Source organism: Devosia nitrariae, assembly GCF_030160115.1.
Lineage (GTDB): Bacteria > Pseudomonadota > Alphaproteobacteria > Rhizobiales > Devosiaceae > Devosia > Devosia nitrariae.
In genome coordinates, this window is record NZ_BSNS01000024.1 from 524,263 (window position 1) to 537,934 (window position 13,672).

18 protein-coding genes and 1 pseudogene are annotated in these 13,672 nt (G+C 63.3%); 7 read left to right on the forward strand and 12 right to left on the reverse strand.

The genetic code is table 11. The annotated features are described in order from the left end of the window. Window positions 1-5: 5 nt before the first annotated feature. Together QQK18_RS25550 and QQK18_RS25555 are read right to left on the reverse strand one after the other, a co-directional pair. Window positions 6-233: a hypothetical protein gene (locus QQK18_RS25550; RefSeq protein ID WP_284343216.1), complete on the reverse strand. Its 228-nt coding sequence runs from the start codon at window positions 231-233 to the stop codon at window positions 6-8. Beyond that, window positions 233-484 (reverse strand): hypothetical protein, encoded by a 252-nt coding sequence (locus QQK18_RS25555; protein WP_284343217.1) that lies wholly within the window; start codon window positions 482-484, stop codon window positions 233-235. Before QQK18_RS25555 ends, QQK18_RS25550 begins: the two co-directional genes overlap by 1 nt. Before the next feature lie 698 nt (window positions 485-1,182). Between QQK18_RS25555 and QQK18_RS25560 the strand changes: the two genes are divergently transcribed. The 5 genes from QQK18_RS25560 to QQK18_RS25580 all read left to right on the forward strand — a co-directional run bounded on the left by QQK18_RS25560 (window position 1,183) and on the right by QQK18_RS25580 (window position 2,978). After that, on the forward strand, window positions 1,183-1,416 hold the full coding sequence (locus QQK18_RS25560) for a BrnA antitoxin family protein (RefSeq protein WP_284343218.1): 234 nt from the start codon (window positions 1,183-1,185) through the stop codon (window positions 1,414-1,416). A 68-nt stretch (window positions 1,417-1,484) separates the two neighbouring features. Next, window positions 1,485-1,745: a GlsB/YeaQ/YmgE family stress response membrane protein gene (locus QQK18_RS25565; protein ID WP_284343219.1), complete on the forward strand. Its 261-nt coding sequence runs from the start codon at window positions 1,485-1,487 to the stop codon at window positions 1,743-1,745. 78 nt (window positions 1,746-1,823) lie between these two features. Beyond that, the gene (locus tag QQK18_RS25570; protein WP_284343220.1) at window positions 1,824-2,060 is read left to right on the forward strand and encodes a hypothetical protein; all 237 of its coding nucleotides are present in this window, start codon (window positions 1,824-1,826) and stop codon (window positions 2,058-2,060) included. Between the two features lie 152 nt (window positions 2,061-2,212). Beyond that, the gene (locus tag QQK18_RS25575) at window positions 2,213-2,398 is read left to right on the forward strand and encodes an excalibur calcium-binding domain-containing protein (protein WP_284343221.1); all 186 of its coding nucleotides are present in this window, start codon (window positions 2,213-2,215) and stop codon (window positions 2,396-2,398) included. A 76-nt stretch (window positions 2,399-2,474) separates the two neighbouring features. Beyond that, window positions 2,475-2,978 (forward strand): SH3 domain-containing protein, encoded by a 504-nt coding sequence (locus tag QQK18_RS25580; protein ID WP_284343222.1) that lies wholly within the window; start codon window positions 2,475-2,477, stop codon window positions 2,976-2,978. Between the two features lie 119 nt (window positions 2,979-3,097). Here QQK18_RS25580 and QQK18_RS25585 read toward each other — a convergent pair. The 6 genes and pseudogenes from QQK18_RS25585 to QQK18_RS25610 form a co-directional block, all read right to left on the reverse strand. Beyond that, window positions 3,098-3,925 (reverse strand): annotated as a pseudogene (locus tag QQK18_RS25585) (YHS domain-containing protein); the annotation flags it as partial. Between the two features lie 141 nt (window positions 3,926-4,066). Beyond that, window positions 4,067-4,879 carry a FadR/GntR family transcriptional regulator gene (locus QQK18_RS25590; protein WP_284343223.1) on the reverse strand — a complete coding sequence of 271 codons (813 nt, stop codon included), beginning with the start codon at window positions 4,877-4,879 and terminating at the stop codon, window positions 4,067-4,069. 5 nt (window positions 4,880-4,884) lie between these two features. Further along, window positions 4,885-5,691 (reverse strand): ATP-binding cassette domain-containing protein, encoded by an 807-nt coding sequence (locus tag QQK18_RS25595; RefSeq protein ID WP_284343224.1) that lies wholly within the window; start codon window positions 5,689-5,691, stop codon window positions 4,885-4,887. After that, on the reverse strand, window positions 5,688-7,481 hold the full coding sequence (locus QQK18_RS25600; RefSeq protein WP_284343225.1) for a dipeptide/oligopeptide/nickel ABC transporter permease/ATP-binding protein: 1,794 nt from the start codon (window positions 7,479-7,481) through the stop codon (window positions 5,688-5,690). Before QQK18_RS25600 ends, QQK18_RS25595 begins: the two co-directional genes overlap by 4 nt. Next, a complete protein-coding gene (locus tag QQK18_RS25605; RefSeq protein WP_284343227.1) occupies window positions 7,478-8,425 on the reverse strand; it encodes an ABC transporter permease in 948 nt (315 codons plus the stop codon). The genes QQK18_RS25600 and QQK18_RS25605 overlap by 4 nt, the downstream gene beginning before the upstream one ends. A gap of 76 nt (window positions 8,426-8,501) precedes the next feature. Further along, on the reverse strand, window positions 8,502-10,067 hold the full coding sequence (locus tag QQK18_RS25610; RefSeq protein WP_284343228.1) for an ABC transporter substrate-binding protein: 1,566 nt from the start codon (window positions 10,065-10,067) through the stop codon (window positions 8,502-8,504). Window positions 10,068-10,217: 150 nt separating this feature from the next. On the opposite strand from QQK18_RS25610, the gene QQK18_RS25615 reads away from it, so the two are divergent. Further along, window positions 10,218-10,862, forward strand: coding sequence for a DUF1028 domain-containing protein (locus tag QQK18_RS25615; protein WP_284343229.1), 645 nt, complete (start codon window positions 10,218-10,220; stop codon window positions 10,860-10,862). Window positions 10,863-10,892: 30 nt separating this feature from the next. Here QQK18_RS25615 and QQK18_RS25620 read toward each other — a convergent pair whose 3' ends face one another. Next, the gene (locus QQK18_RS25620; RefSeq protein WP_284343230.1) at window positions 10,893-11,033 is read right to left on the reverse strand and encodes a hypothetical protein; all 141 of its coding nucleotides are present in this window, start codon (window positions 11,031-11,033) and stop codon (window positions 10,893-10,895) included. A gap of 169 nt (window positions 11,034-11,202) precedes the next feature. Further along, entirely contained in the window at window positions 11,203-11,556 is a 354-nt protein-coding gene (locus tag QQK18_RS25625) for an ArsR/SmtB family transcription factor (protein ID WP_284343231.1), read from the reverse strand. Window positions 11,557-11,750: 194 nt separating this feature from the next. Between QQK18_RS25625 and trhA the strand changes: the two genes are divergently transcribed. Next, a complete protein-coding gene (gene trhA, locus QQK18_RS25630) occupies window positions 11,751-12,440 on the forward strand; it encodes a PAQR family membrane homeostasis protein TrhA (protein WP_284343232.1) in 690 nt (229 codons plus the stop codon). Between the two features lie 3 nt (window positions 12,441-12,443). Here trhA and QQK18_RS25635 read toward each other — a convergent pair whose 3' ends face one another. Both QQK18_RS25635 and QQK18_RS25640 read right to left on the reverse strand, forming a co-directional pair. After that, the gene (locus tag QQK18_RS25635) at window positions 12,444-12,929 is read right to left on the reverse strand and encodes a DUF192 domain-containing protein (RefSeq protein WP_284343233.1); all 486 of its coding nucleotides are present in this window, start codon (window positions 12,927-12,929) and stop codon (window positions 12,444-12,446) included. A gap of 97 nt (window positions 12,930-13,026) precedes the next feature. After that, window positions 13,027-13,641, reverse strand: a complete 615-nt coding sequence (locus tag QQK18_RS25640) for a cold-shock protein (protein WP_284343234.1) — start codon at window positions 13,639-13,641, stop codon at window positions 13,027-13,029. Window positions 13,642-13,672 lie beyond the last annotated feature (31 nt).

Sequence of the window (13,672 nt, forward strand, 5' to 3'; positions counted from 1 at the left end):
GGCGGTCAGCGCCGACGCTTCAGTTCCGCTTCGATGGCCGAATTGGCTTCCTCGCCATTGCTGATCGGATCGTCACGGAGCTTGGACGCCAGAGACCGACGCTCCTGCCAGGTGAGCTCGCGCCAGTTGTCCGGAATGGACACGGCCGCGCGGGTCGCGTCAGTTTCGGCCGTACGGGTGGTGCTGGCACCACCTACCGGCTCATCGCCCACGATCTTCTGAGCGCTAGGCATTACGGCCTCGCCGGCCTGTGGTGGCTGGTGCCTTCCGGATCGGGCTTGAGGGGCTCGATATCGGCCAGAGCGGACGAGGACGTCCCTGATGCCTTCTCGGCCTGCTCTTCCATCTTGTCGAAGGCGTTGGCGAGACGGTCGACGGCGCTGCCGCCCATGCGGTTGGTGCGGGAGCGCAGGATCTGCGCCCGGCTCTCATCGCGGCGAGCAATCGCCTCCGCCAGCAGCGGATCATTCTGATGATCGGTCATTGTGTCAGTTCTCCAGATTGAGGGGTGGAATGGAGAGCGGCCGGAGCCCCTACCCTCAGCCGTAAGTGACGACGGCGACCATGCGGACGAGCTTCGGATCGTAGACCCGCGTCCAGTTCGTGCCAGTGGCGAGTTCGGCATCGGTCACGCCGGAAGCCGACGCCGGCGTGCCGGAGAAGGCAACGCCGCGGGGTGCATGACCCAGTGGCGGCGGTACCAGACCGTCTCGACGCCTTCACCGTTACCGGCGGCCGCAACGCTGTCGATCTCGACCGGCTTCTTCGACCCGCCCTCACCAGTTGCCTCAGCATAGCCAGTGGCGCCATTGCGAAGAGGTAGGAGGTGTACTTGAAGCCCGAGATAGCGCCGGCCATTCGCGTGCTCTGATACGGCCGATGTGTGTTACGTTGAGCAAAAAGGGTGTGACCATGACCAGCCTCCCGCAGCGCGAATACACCGTCGAGTCGTACAGCACAGATCCCGAAGGCCGTCCGCAACAATCCGACGTGCAGAAGGTGTCTGCCACCTCTCCAGAGGCCGCCGCGATGAAGGTGTCGAACGAGGACCTACACACCCATCGGCAATGCGCAGCGTCTACGAGCTCGCGTTACCCACGTGAGCATCTCAGGCGTCGATAAGGTCACAACGCTGTACAGTAAGCTCTGATCAGCCTCTTCAATAGCAGCAAGGACTTCCCGATGGCCCAACCTCCCCGCAGACGAATCAGCGCCACGGAGACCGCTGAAGCGGCGTTTAAGGCGGCGGCGACGAAGAAGGCCGACCCCGCGCCGCAAGCGAAGGTTATTCCCGCCGGCAAGGAGTTGGTCTCGCTGCGCATCGACCGGGATGTACTAGAGCACTTCCAGGAAGACGGCACCGGCTGGCAGGATCGCATCAATGCCGCTCTGCGTGTCGCTGCAGGACTGGACTGAGTGCTGCCGTCCCGCGCAACTGCTTTGCTAACGGGTGCGTTACGGCGCAACAAACCTTGGAGGACGCAATGGCTTTCGACGGCGTAGGCGTATTGGCAGCAATCATCATCGGCGGGCTTGCCGGGTGGCTCGCGGGCAAACTCATGAACAGCAAGACCGGCGTGTTGATGAATATTGTTCTGGGCATCGTTGGTGCGATTATCGCCAGCATTCTGCTGGGGCTTCTCGGCGTCTCGTTCGCGGGTTGGCTCGGCTACTTACTCGCCGGCATAATAGGCGCCTGCATACTCATCGCAGTAGCTCGCGCGGTCAGCGGGCGGAAGGTTTAGCATCTGGGGTCAGGCGCTCGCCCATGAGGAACGTTGTTTGCGGTACCAGCCCCATTCGCCTCGAACTGGAGACGACACATGGACAAGATCATCAACACCTATGAAGCATCAGCTGCAGATGGCTCCAAGGTGACCGTCTATGAAGTCCAGGACATGGACCATGCCGGGACCATGTTGGATCCGAATCGGAAGCAATCTGGCATCACGCGGATGCAGCTTTCCGATGGACGCCCGTTGAAGATGCTTGGCGATCGAGAGTTCAAAATCGAAGGAACCGACGAGGTCTTCTTGCTTGACCGACCATATGCACCGTAACTCTTCACTGCATGGCGTGATCTAGTACAGCCCAGCCACAGTAGTCGAGGTGGTCTGCGACTCGCGATGAACCTGCTGTTGTTGGATGCCGCGGTTTGACTCTCGGCGGGGCCCACCCATCCTCCCGGGCTACTGGGGGGACACCATGAAACTTGTTTGCCGCGGCACTTGCCGCGCTCATCGCCATAACCGTTCCAGCTTACGCCCAGCGCGATCTGGACTGCTCCGACTTCAGCTCGTGGCGAGAAGCCCAGGACTTCTACGAGGCAAACGGGCCGGGCGACCCACACCGCCTCGATGCCGACAATGACGGCATAGCCTGCGAGCGCTTAAACTAAGCAAGATCCTCGGCCTCCGCTGTTCAGGCGCGGTTCAGTCGGTCCCGCCTATCACTGGTGCACAGAGGAAGCCCAAATGCTCGATCATAAAGTGCTCCTATTCGCGGCAGTCGCCGGTCTGTCGTCGCTGGCCAGCATCGGCTCCGCTTCCGCGCAGGTCGTTCAGGGCGAGGAGCATTGCGTCGTCAACGTCATGCCGTCGGACGTTCTCAACGTCCGGTCGAGGAACAGCGCCAGCAGCAAGATTGTCACGACCCTGCGCTATGGCCAGTGCGGTGTGATCGTGGTCGCCGAATGCCGGGGCTCTTGGTGCCCGATTGAGGACGGTCACAACGCGGGCTGGGTGCACAGCAGGTTTATCTCCATGGTTTCGCCGGCAATGTATTGCGTTGCCGGCGTTTCTGCCGGTTATGTGCTCAACCTCAGAGCTTATCCATCGGCAAGATCCCGAGTGGGCACGGAACTGCCGCGCAACGAGTGCGATATTGCCTTCCTGCCCTACTCCACTGGGGATTGGCGGAAGGTGCGTGTCAGTGGCTATGAGGGCTGGGTAAACCGCTCGTGTTTGTCAGGTCAATAAACAGTGGGTGCGGGCCTAGGTCTCACCTTCTGGACACCCGTCGCTAATATAGCCCCGCCACCGTTGTCGAAGTCGTTTGCGCTTGTCGGACCGCTCTGCATCCCGGGCGAGCTGCTGCCGGGGGCGAGATCGAGCAGCGCCCTGATGGCCCCCGAGGTCTGCTCTCTTGCCCGCAACTCCAGCACCTGCCCTAGGAGCGCCAGCGCGGTGATCACAGCTGCCGCCTCGAAATAGACCGGCACGCCACCACCCATCTCGCGCATGCTTGCCGGAAAGGCACCCGGCAGCACCGTCGCCACCAGGGAATAGAACCAGGCCACCCCAATGCCCATGCCGATCAGGGTGAACATATTGAGGCTGCGATTGCGAACGGAGGCGACGCCGCGGTCGAAGAAAGGCCACCCGGCCCACAATACCGCGGGCGTTGCAAGCACCAACTGTGTCCAATTGAGCCCCTGTCCTGAGATCCACTGGTGCAGGTCAATCAGGTGCGAAGTCATTTCCAGGACGAACACCGGGAGCGCCAATGCCGACGCGATCCAGAACCGGCGGGTCATGTCGACCAGTTCGGGGCTTGGACCGGTTTCCGCAGTAGGCAGTTCCGGCTCGAGCGCCATACCGCAGATCGGGCAGGACCCAGGCTCGTTGCGCCGGATCTGGGGATGCATCGGGCATGTCCAGATGGTGCCCGGCTGCGCAACCTGAGGTGGCGCAGCCGTTGATTCCAGGTAGCGGTCGGGGTCGGCCATGAACTTGTCGCGGCAAGCCTGTGAGCAGAAGTGGTAGGTCGTGCCCCGGTAGGTCGCTTTGTGCTCTGCCGTGTCCGGATTGACGGTCATGCCGCAGACGGGGTCTTTGGTCACGTCGCCTGCGCCCTCATTCGCACCATGGGTGCGGCCATGGGTGGGGTGGTGATGCTGGTTTGAATTCGCTAAATCCGAAGACATCGCACTCTCCTTTTTGGAAAGTGTGCACCTTGCCACGGTGGTAAGGTCAAGCAGAACGAAGGCTGTTATGCAGCCGCGGGGCGCGGCCAAAGTTCGGGTAAACCTGGCGTCACCTTAACCGATCGCCTCGAAGGGCAGGAGCTAGTGACGCTTTCGTCCCGGCTCGGGCCGATCCTCGAGGAACCGCGCCTCGATGCGCGCTTGCAACCCCAGCATCTGTTGCTCGGCTTCGGCCATATGCCGGGTGAGGATCGCGTGAACCGCCTGCGCGTCCCCTGCCCGCAAGGCGGCAATGAGGTCACGCTGGTGCTGGATGCCCGACTGGCGCATCACGGGCTCTGGCTGCACGTAGATGTCGTGGCAAATGGCAAGCTCCTTCAACAGCCGCTGCAGGAAGCGGCAGGTGAAGGCGAGGATCGGATTGTCGGAATATTCGGCGACGATGGCGTGGAAATCGAGCTCAGCCATGCGCTGGTTCCAACGTTCCTCGGCATCGGCCGGCTCGTGGTCATAGATGGCGATGATGTCGTGGAGGCGCCTGAAGCCGGCTTCGTCGATGTTCGCGATGGCGCTGACGGCCACCAACGGCTCGAGCACCTTGCGCATCTCGTAGATGTGGGAGATCGTCAGGTCCTTGGCGAACAGGAAATTGGACAACAGGCTCATCGCCCGGCTCTCGGACATGCGCTCGATGAAAGCGCCGCCGCCGGGGCCGGTGCGGATACGGATGAGCCCCTGCACCTCAAGCGATTTCAGCGCCTCGCGCACGGTGCCCTTGCCGGCCTGATACTGAGCCATCAAGTCCTTTTCCTGCGGCAGCCGGTCGCCAGGTCCGAGACCATGCTCAACGATCATGCGCTTGATGGCGTCGACGATGGTGTCGGTGCGCTTGCGGCGCGCCGGCCCTGGCGCGGGCGTCTTGTCTTCGGTCCGGTCTTTAAGTGCTTGCGTCATGGCCCTCAGCCGGCCCGCGCGTGGTCGAGACGCGGCGCGCTCATCAGCAATGTCTTCGTGTACTCGTGCTGCGGGGAGGCGAACAGGCGCTCGGACGGCCCCGTCTCCACCACCTGCCCCTGATACATCACCGCCACGCGGTCGGAAATCGATTCGACGACCGCCAGGTCATGGCTGATGAACAGGTAGGAGAGAGCGAACTCGGCCTTGAGGTCCTCGAGCAGAATCAGGACCTGCGCCTGCACCGACACGTCGAGAGCGCTCACCGGCTCATCGAGGACAAGGATCCGCGCGCTCGCCGCCAGTGCCCGCGCAATGGCGATCCGCTGCGCTTGTCCCCCGGAGAACTCATGGGGGTAGCGCTCGAGCGTGTCCTTTGGCATTTGCACGGCATCGAGCAGTTGGTGCATACGGCGCTTGCGGTCAGGTCCGCCGTGGCCGGCGAGCAGGCGCAGCGGCACATCAAGGATTTGCTCTACGGTCTTGCGTGGATTGAGAGAAGCGACCGGGTCCTGAAAGACATACTGGATCATGCGTCCGAAGGCGCGAGGCCCGGTTCCGGCAAGCTCGGCGGCGTCCCGTCCGTCGATAGCCATGTGACCCGACGTCGGCCGCTCGAGCCCCACCAGCATGCGCGCCAGCGTTGACTTGCCGGATCCGCTTTCCCCTACTACGGCCAGAGTTTCCCCCTCAGCTACTTTGATAGAAACGCCGCGTACGGCGTGCACGGCATGCGTGCGTCCCCCGAAAAGGCGGCGCGTTCCTCCGAACGTTTTGGTGATGTTGTCTATGACGATGGCGTTGCCGCTCATGCTTCGGTCTCCTGCCGCTGGGGCGCAAAGAGCGGCCGCACGTTGTCGAGGAAGCGTCTGCCTTGACCGAGTTCGGGCACGCAGGCGATCAGGCGCCTGGTGTAATCGTGGCGCGGGGCATCGAGCACGGCGCGCGTGTCACCCTGCTCGACGATCTCGCCGTCCTTCATCACTGCGACGCGGTCGCACACTTGCGCGACCACGCCGAAATCGTGGGTGATGAGCAGCAGGGCCAGACCGCGTTCGCGACGCAGCGTCCGGAGCAGGTCGAGGATGCGAGCCTGCACCGTCACGTCGAGCGCCGTCGTCGGCTCGTCGGCGACGATCACGTCCGGATCATTGGCAAGCGCCATGGCGATGCCGATGCGCTGACGCTGCCCGCCGGAGAGCTCGTGAGGATAGGCACTGGCCCGTTCCCGGGCGTTGCGAATGCCGACAGTCTCCATCAGCGCCACGGCCCGAGCATGCGCCTCAGAGGCTCCAAGCGCATTGTGCGCGGTGATCGCCTCGGCGATCTGGTCGGCGACACGGTACAATGGGTGGAGTGTGGTCAGCGGGTCCTGGAAGACGTAGGCGACTCGAGCGCCGCGTTGGGCGATGATCTGCTGTTCGCTCTGGGCCAGGACGTCCCTGCCGCCGAGATAGACTGCCCCGTTGCGGATGACGCCGGGCGGGGAGGCAACGAGGCCGAGCAGCGAAAGTGCGGTCACTGACTTGCCCGATCCGCTCTCGCCGATAAGGCCAAGGCATTCGCCCCTGTCGAGCCGGAAGCTCACGCCCTTGACAGCCAGCGTCAGGCTCCTGCCCGAGCGGAACCCGGTCTCGAGACCATCGACTTCGAGCAAAGCGGCACCGGGCCGTTCGGCGGGCTGCTCGCGTTCGCGCTCGATGCTGGTCACCGGCATCGGCCGGTTGAGCGCACCCGAGCGCAGGCGCGGATCGAGCACGTCACGCACGCCGTCGCCGAGCAGGTTGATGCTCATGACAAGGGCGAAGATCATCAGCCCCGGGATCATCGAGACGTGCGGGGCGGTAAACAGCTGGGCACGCCCCTGCCCCAGCATAGAGCCGAGGTCGGCCTGCGGAGGCTGCGCGCCGAGGCCGAGGAAAGAGAGGCCCGCTGTCTCGAGAATCATCCAGCCGACGGTCGTCGACATGGTGATGACGATGACCGGCAAGACGTTGGGGAGCACTTCGGTGAAGAGAACTGCCGTGTGTCCCTTGCCGGAGAGCCGGGCTGCGTCGACGAACTCGCGATGCCGGATCGAAAGCGTTACCCCCCTGATATTGCGGGCAAAGAACGGGATGTTGACGAGCGCGATGGCGTAGAGGGCGTTGAGGAGGCCGGGACCCAGAACGGCAACGATGGCGAGAGCGAGGAGGATGTAGGGGAAAGCCATCAGCATATCGATGAGGCGCATCATGACGTCGTCGACGCGCCCGCCGGTATATCCGGCCACCAGCCCGATGAGCGAACCGAAGAAGGCGGCGATCGCCGTCGCCGAGAGGCCGACAAGAATCGAGACCCGAGTTCCCCAGAGCAGTCGCGAAAGGATATCGCGCCCCAGATGGTCAGTGCCGAGCAGGTGCCCCGGGCTGAATGGCGGGTGCAGGCGGTTGGGTTGGTCAGTGATGTTGGGATTTGGCAGAGGCAGCCATGGAGCCAGCGCCGCGAGCAGCAAGATGGCGACAAGTACGAAAAGGCCAGCGGCGGCCAGCCGGTTCGTCATCAGCAATTGCCAGCTGGTGAGGCGGGTGGACCGGATCTCCGGTGCGATGGCAACGCTCATGACTTCAGCCTCGGATCGAGCATGGCCTGCGCCACGTCCGCGGCAAGATTGACCAGCACGTAGAGCGCGGCCGCGACCAGAACACCCCCCTGCACCAGCAGCAGATCGCGGGTCGAGACAGCCTTGACGAGCATTGCGCCAAGACCCGGCCACTGGAACACCGTTTCGATATAGACCGAGCCACCGAGTACGAAGCCTGCCTGCACGCCGATCACCGGAATGATGGAGACGAGCGCTGCGCGCAGGGCGTGCCGATAAACGACGGCGCGCTCGTCGAGGCCTTTGGCGCGGGCGGTGCGTACGAAATCCTGCCGGAGCACCTCGAGCATCGCCGCGCGGGTCAGCCGGGCGACAACGCCCGTGGCGACGATGGCGAGGGTGGCGGCTGGCAGGATCAAGTGGCGGATGAGGTCGGACAGATCGCCGCCGCCATAGACCGCATACATCCCCGAGGCGGGCAGGATGCGCCACTGCACCGCGAACAGCAGGATAAAGATAAGCCCCAGCCAGAACGCCGGCATGGAAATGCCGATAAGGACGAAGAAGGTGACGACCCTGTCGGTCCACCCGAACTGGCGGACGGCCGAAACCACTCCGGCCAATATTCCAAAGATCGAGCAAAGAACGAGCGCGGTGCCGGCCAGGATCATCGTTGCGCCCAGCCGCTCCAGCACCTCGTCGATGACCGGCCGGTTGAGGATATAGGAGCGGCCGAAGTCGCCCTGTAGCAGATTGGTGATCCAGATGAGGTACTGCTCGGGCAGCGGGCGGTCGAGCCCTAGGTCGCGATTGATCCGCTCGACGTTTTCCGGCGTGGCGTAGGAGCCCAATATAGCGAGCGCCGGATCGCCCGGGATCATCGCCATAATGAGGAAGACGATGACCGACAGGCCAATGATCACCGGAATGGCAGTCAGCAGGCGCTTGATGATGTAGGCCGTCATGGCACCACTCCGGGATGTGGCCGGTCTGGCGGAAATCGCGTAAGGGCGTGCCGCAGCTGCGGCACGCCCGACTTGGTCAGTTCTTGCTTACATTGCGCAGCACCAGGCTGAAATCGGGCTGGAGCTGGAACCCTTCGACGTTGGCTGTCGTCACTGCATTCTGCTTCCAGTTGGCGACGAACAGCCACGGCGCATCCTCGTGAACGATCGCCTGCACCTCTTTATAGAGCTCGGCCCGCTCGTCCGGATCGGTCGACGTGCGTGCAGAATTCAGCAGTTCGTCGACTTGCGGGTTTGAGTAGTAGCTCGAGTTGAAGCCTCCGTTCTCCGGCCAGGCCTCTGTACGCAGCGTCAGGTAGGGGAGCGTATCCGGATCCGAAGTCATCCAGGCCATTTCGGCCATATCCGCCTTGCCTTCCAGACCTGGATTGACCTCAGCAAGAAAGGTGTTCCACTCGTAGGTCTCGATATCGACCTCGAGCCCCACCGCCGCCAGGTCTGCCTGGATGGCCGTGCCCATCGGCACAGGATCGAGCATGCCCGAACCGCCCTCGGTGACGTAGAAGGTCAGCTCGGCCCCTTCGGCCCCCGCTTCGGCCAGCAGTTCGCGCGCTCGCTCGGGATCATAGGGGTATGGTTCGACCTCATCGTTGTGGGCCCAGTTGAATGCGGGCGGAATGGGTCCTGCGGAGACCTCGGCAGTGCCCTGCAGCACATCGTCGACAAGGCTCTCCTTGTTTACGGCATAGTTCACCGCCTGGCGAACGCGCTTGTCGGCGAACGGCCCTTCCTTCACGTTCAGCATGGCGTACCAGACATGCGGGCCGACAGCCTCATGGACTGTGAAGTTCGCGTCCTGGCGGAACGTTGCGACATTGTCCGGGGGCGTTTCGACGAGGACATCGATGCCGCCCGAAAGCATTTCGGCAACGCGCGTATTGGCGTCGGTAATCGGCCGGAAGACGATTGCCTCGAGCGAGGGCGCGCCGTTCCAATAGGCGTCATTGCGCGAAACCACGACACGCGCGTTCGATTCCCATTCCTCGAATTTAAAGGGCCCCGTGCCCGAAGGATGTCGGCCGTAGTCCTCGCCAAACTCCTCGACCGCGGCGGGCGAAACGACAAGTCCTGTCGGCGAGGCGAGGTTCGACATGAACGGCGCGAAGGGCTCGTTCAGTGTAAACTCGACGGTCATCTCGTCGACGACCGTCACATCCTCGACGGAAGCGAAATTGAACGACAGAGGAAACGGGCCAGTCTCGTAGAACGGGTGTGTCTCGTCCAGCATGCGATCGAAATTGAACTTGACGGTCTCAGCGTCGAATGGCGAGCCGTCGTGGAACGTCACCCCTTCGCGTAAGCTGAAGGTATAAGTCAGTCCGTCTTCAGAAATGGTCCAGTCGGTAGCGAGGGCTGGCTCGATCTCGAGCGTGCCGGGCTTGTTGCGCACTAGGCCATCATAAATGTTGACGTGGATGCGGAAATCATTCGCCGCGGTCGACACGTGCGGGTCGAGCGAGGCAGGTTCGGCGATTTGGCCGACGACGAGGACGTTGGGCGGGGTCTGGGCGGCTGCAGGGCCGGCAAGCGCCAGCGCCAGGGCAAGGGTCGCGCTCGCCACTCCCCTCAGGATTGCATTCATGACGGACCTCCTTGTGGCATCTCGTTGGGCACGCTGCCTCGCGGACACCTGGAGGCAACCGACCTTGCCTTAATTTATCAGTATAAATTTGTCGCGCAATCAATTTATGCCTATAAATGGAGACCACTGCATCGCGGATTTGTAGCCAAAATGACCTTTTCCATCGTCGCCCGCGATCCCGCGACGCGAGCCCTCGGCGTCGCGACGGCGACGGGTGGGCCGGTGGTCGGCTCGCTGGTGCCGCATGCGCGCGCGGGGGTCGGCGCCATCGCCACCCAGGCCAGCACCAACGGCCTTTATGCCTATGACGGACTGGATGCGCTGGCCCGCCCCGGGGCCGATGCGCAGACGGTTCTCGATCAATTGGTAGCCGGTGACCCGCAACGCGAAAGGCGGCAGTGCCTGATCATTGATTTTGCCGGGAGTGCCGCTGTCTGGACAGGTTCCGCCTGCGAGCCCTATGCCGACGCGCGGATCGGCAGCGACGTTGCCGTCGGCGGCAATCTTCTGGCCGATGCGGGCGTTCTCCAGGCGATGTTGGAAGCCTTTGCCGCGACCAGTGGAGCGCTGGAGGACAGGTTACTGGCGGCTCTGACCGCCGGCGAGCATGCCGGCGGTGACCGGCGCGGCACGCGTTCGGCGGCTCTCAAGGTCTATACTAACGACCCCTTCCCGGCCACAGATCTACGTGCCGATTGGTCCGAGCAGCCGATCGCCGATCTTGGCGCGATACTCGCCGCCACGCGCGAACCGGGCTACGCCGATTTCTTCAATCGATTGCCGAGGCGCGTGTAAGGGCTGACGCCGTGTTGTGGGTTGCAATCCTCAGGCGAGGAGCGAGGCCAGCCAAAGCAGGGTCAAGAAGAACGCCCAGGACAGCGCGACGAGCAGGGCAATGACCAGCAGGCGGCGCTGGATTAGGAAGTGGGCGAAACGGTCGTGCCAACGTATGGGTGCCCAGCGCATCAGGCTGCGTTTGTCCAGGAGCTAGATTCGAAGATCAAAAGGCCAGTCTCCTGCAGGTGCTCCGCCGGGGGGACGCCGGAAAACCCGCCTAACAGTTGCCGTTGCTTACCGCGCGTTTTAAGTGCCGTCGGCCATGCTCCTAATGCCCTTCAACTGTGGTCAATGTCTGTCATAGGTCCAGCTCCATCTGGCCGGCCCGCGTCGGAAGATGAGCGGGGGCCGCTGGTTTCTGCCGCATCGGCTGAGGCTGATGAGATTCTGCGGGGAAGACCCGGCCAATCCACTCCAGCGTCGGGCTCAGCTGCTCGCGGCGCAGGGCGTAGAGGTTCTCGCGCCCGGTCTTCTCCTCGCGCACGATCCCGGCCTCGCGCAGGACCCGCAGATGACGGCTGACAGCCGGGCGGCTGACAGTAAAGCATTCGGCCAGGGCATGGACAGGCATCGCGCCGAGGGCGAGGAGTTCGACGATGCGGCAGCGGATGGGATCGCCGAGCGCGGCGAGCTGTAGGGCATGAAGGGACATCGGCGGGTAACGCAAGTGTTAGGGATTGAGGCGTTGCCGCTGTACAGACCGGGGGCGCCTGCGGCAAGCCGCTTGCCGGCAATCGCTTGTCAACCGTGTCCGTTTTCCAACGGTTGATGACGATCGGCGAGAGTCGATGGGCGCCCCTTGTCTCGTTGCCAAGTTTTGCCACCTTGATATGCAAGGAGGCTCGCATGACAGGAACTCAAATCAAACAAAACTATTCTTGGTGGAGCCGCGAGCATCGACCGTTCACATTGGGTGAACTAGTCGCGGACGGCATCGTCCATGTCGTCGGCCTGATGCTAGCGGGCGCGGCAAGCGCTTTCCTGCTTGTTTACGCTGTCCAGCACACGGCGCAGGAGGAGCTTCCCGCCCTCATTGTCTATGTGGGCACCCTCAACGCGGTGCTTGGCGTGTCGCTGGCCTACAACCTCTGGCCGGTCTCGCCGATCAAACGCATCCTGGCGCGGCTCGACCAGGCTGCGATCTTCCTCTTCATTGCCGGAACCTATACGCCGTTCCTTGCCGTCCTTGGCGCAACGCCCACGGGAATGCTGCTGACCAGCCTAGTCTGGGGCGCCGCCCTCGTCGGCGTTGCCTTGAAGCTCATCGTGCCACAGCGGTTCGGGCGGCTGGCGATCCTGCTCTATCTCGGCATCGGCTGGAGCGGCGTCATTGTCTTCAGGTCCCTGGCCGGCGCCCTGCCCGCCTCGACACTCTGGCTGCTTCTTGCCGGCGGCATCGTCTACTCGCTCGGCATCATCTTCCATCTCTGGGAGAAGCTGAAGTTCCAGAACGCCGTCTGGCACGGCTTTGTGGTCGTCGGGGCCAGCCTTCACCTCTGGGCGGTGATCGACTGCATGGTCGTCAAACGCCTTTAGCGGTTATGGCGCCTTGCTTCCGATGCGCGGGTGCTCGACCGTATCGCCGGGTTCGAGGCCGATCTCTTCGGAGCGGCCGCCGGGAATCTCGAGAACGAACTGCACCGGGACCTGCGAGGGAATGGATGTCGGGTCCTGGGGCCGAGCGTTGACGTGGACGGTTTTGACCACCCCGTCGGCACCGATGAAGATCATGTCGAGCGGGATCAATGTGTTCATCATCCAGAAGGACACCTCACGCTCCTCCTTGAAGTCGAAGAGCATTCCGGCATCGTCTGCCAGCTCCTGGCGGAACATCAGCCCGCGCGCCCGTGTCTCGGCCGTGTCGACGACCTCGACTGCAAAAGCATGCGCCCCGCTCTCGGTATTGAGGATCAGCCGACCTTCATCGCTGCAGGCGGCAAGCGGTAGCATGGCGAGGGCGATCACCGCCAACAGCCCCGCCCGCGTCGGCCGTGCCCGGACCGCTACCTGCCAATTTCCGACCATATCCAGATTCCAGTCAACGTTCCGATTGCCGGCGGATGGCCGGTGGGCGCGACAATGCCCGCGAGTGCGCGCTGGTTCAATCCGATTCGGGGAACGGCTAGTGAGAAGAGGGCGCCTCACCCCACCCATCCGGACGAATCTCGGCAACCATCAGACCCTTGGGGCCCTGCCCGTAGCGCACGAGCACGTGCTGGCCGGGACGCAATTCGGTGATGCCGAAGCGCCGCAGGGTTTCCATGTGTACGAAAACATCGGGCGTGCCCTCGCCGGCCGATAGAAATCCGAACCCGCGGATGCGGTTGAACCACTTCACTTCGAGCCGAACCATGCTCGACGTCGGCTCGACAGTTACGTGTGTGCGGGGCGCGGGCATCTGAGCGGGATGCCGGGCAGTGGATTCGTCCATGGAAAGGATGCGGAAGGCCTGCAGCCCGCCAGGACGATTCAGCGCCTCGACAACGATGCGGGCGCCCTCATAGGCCGTGTGGTAACCATCGCGCCGCAGGCAGGTCACATGCAGCAGGACATCCGGCATACCGTTATCGGGCACTATGAACCCGAAACCCTTGCCTGCGTCGAACCATTTGATGGAGCCGACGACCTCGATGGTATCGGGGGTATGATCGGCTCCCGCCGTCCCGCCGACCTTGTCATCGACACCCTCGGGCGTGGTGTCCGGCCGTCCACCGCTGTCCGTTTGCTTGCCCCCCATCGCACCCAATGCCTTTTTGCACTCCCCCCGC

Bases quoted from the DNA above. Each gene is read 5' to 3' on its own strand.
- QQK18_RS25600 (WP_284343225.1), bottom strand. From the start codon at position 7,481: ATGAGCGTTGCCATCGCACCGGAGATCCGGTCCACCCGCCTCACCAGC.
- QQK18_RS25635 (WP_284343233.1), bottom strand. From the start codon at position 12,929: ATGGTCGGAAATTGGCAGGTAGCGGTCCGGGCACGGCCGACGCGGGCG.
- QQK18_RS25555 (WP_284343217.1), bottom strand. From the start codon at position 484: ATGACCGATCATCAGAATGATCCGCTGCTGGCGGAGGCGATTGCTCGC.
- QQK18_RS25560 (WP_284343218.1), top strand. From the start codon at position 1,183: ATGGCCCAACCTCCCCGCAGACGAATCAGCGCCACGGAGACCGCTGAA.
- QQK18_RS25595 (WP_284343224.1), bottom strand. From the start codon at position 5,691: ATGAGCGGCAACGCCATCGTCATAGACAACATCACCAAAACGTTCGGA.
- QQK18_RS25590 (WP_284343223.1), bottom strand. From the start codon at position 4,879: ATGACGCAAGCACTTAAAGACCGGACCGAAGACAAGACGCCCGCGCCA.
- QQK18_RS25615 (WP_284343229.1), top strand. From the start codon at position 10,218: ATGACCTTTTCCATCGTCGCCCGCGATCCCGCGACGCGAGCCCTCGGC.
- trhA (WP_284343232.1), top strand. From the start codon at position 11,751: ATGACAGGAACTCAAATCAAACAAAACTATTCTTGGTGGAGCCGCGAG.
- QQK18_RS25605 (WP_284343227.1), bottom strand. From the start codon at position 8,425: ATGACGGCCTACATCATCAAGCGCCTGCTGACTGCCATTCCGGTGATC.
- QQK18_RS25580 (WP_284343222.1), top strand. From the start codon at position 2,475: ATGCTCGATCATAAAGTGCTCCTATTCGCGGCAGTCGCCGGTCTGTCG.
- QQK18_RS25625 (WP_284343231.1), bottom strand. From the start codon at position 11,556: ATGTCCCTTCATGCCCTACAGCTCGCCGCGCTCGGCGATCCCATCCGC.
- QQK18_RS25550 (WP_284343216.1), bottom strand. From the start codon at position 233: ATGCCTAGCGCTCAGAAGATCGTGGGCGATGAGCCGGTAGGTGGTGCC.
- QQK18_RS25565 (WP_284343219.1), top strand. From the start codon at position 1,485: ATGGCTTTCGACGGCGTAGGCGTATTGGCAGCAATCATCATCGGCGGG.
- QQK18_RS25610 (WP_284343228.1), bottom strand. From the start codon at position 10,067: ATGAATGCAATCCTGAGGGGAGTGGCGAGCGCGACCCTTGCCCTGGCG.
- QQK18_RS25640 (WP_284343234.1), bottom strand. From the start codon at position 13,641: ATGGGGGGCAAGCAAACGGACAGCGGTGGACGGCCGGACACCACGCCC.
- QQK18_RS25570 (WP_284343220.1), top strand. From the start codon at position 1,824: ATGGACAAGATCATCAACACCTATGAAGCATCAGCTGCAGATGGCTCC.
- QQK18_RS25620 (WP_284343230.1), bottom strand. From the start codon at position 11,033: ATGCGCTGGGCACCCATACGTTGGCACGACCGTTTCGCCCACTTCCTA.